This is a genomic window from Actinobacillus minor NM305 (genome assembly GCF_000175195.1).
In the GTDB taxonomy this organism is placed as follows: domain Bacteria; phylum Pseudomonadota; class Gammaproteobacteria; order Enterobacterales; family Pasteurellaceae; genus Haemophilus_A; species Haemophilus_A minor.
Window position 1 is genome coordinate 1 of sequence record NZ_ACQL01000103.1, and the last position, 707, is coordinate 707.

Here is a 707-nt window from a genome sequence, read left to right on the forward strand (position 1 = left end):
ACAGCTTATTCAGACTGGTACAACAAAACAGGGCAATCCATTTTACGAAACAGAATATCTGCCATTTTTACCATTGAATGAAATTTTTGTTCATGGCAAAAATCCTGTGGGATTTTGGGAGAGTATTTTAGGACTTATTTCTGTTTATTTGAGCGAGTCAAGAAAATACATCCCTAAAAATAATATAGAGTTATTGAAAAAAATTGATATTGATTCATTTGATCTTTATTCAAGTAAAACCTATGAACGCTTAGAAAACTATGCGAAACAACAAGGAATTAATCTAGATATTCCTGTTAAATATGCTGGTATTCAACTTCCTTCTTTGAGACAAATTGCCAAAGAATGTGTTGAAAAAGCCTTATCTTTACCCATAATTCCTGCTGTAGGTCATGGCGATTTATGTTTTAGTAATATCATGTATGATTCACGTAGCCACGGTATTAAAGTAATTGACCCAAGAGGATTAACTGTTAATCAAGAATTGACTATTTATGGTAACCAAACATATGATTTAGCAAAACTATGCCATTCTTTCATTGGCTTATATGATTTTATCATTGCAGATTCCTTTTCCTTAGAAAAGTCAGAAAACTTGGGAGTGAAATTAATTTTTAATATTGATTCTAGATTAGCAGAGATTCAGCAGATTTTTATGTCCAAGCAACTCTTGCCTGAAATGAATAATATGGAAATTCTTGCACCCA

1 pseudogene is annotated in these 707 nt (G+C 31.7%); it reads left to right on the plus strand.

Annotated elements, in window-relative coordinates:
• Window positions 1-707, plus strand: a pseudogene (locus tag AM305_RS07845) (aminoglycoside phosphotransferase family protein); the annotation flags it as partial.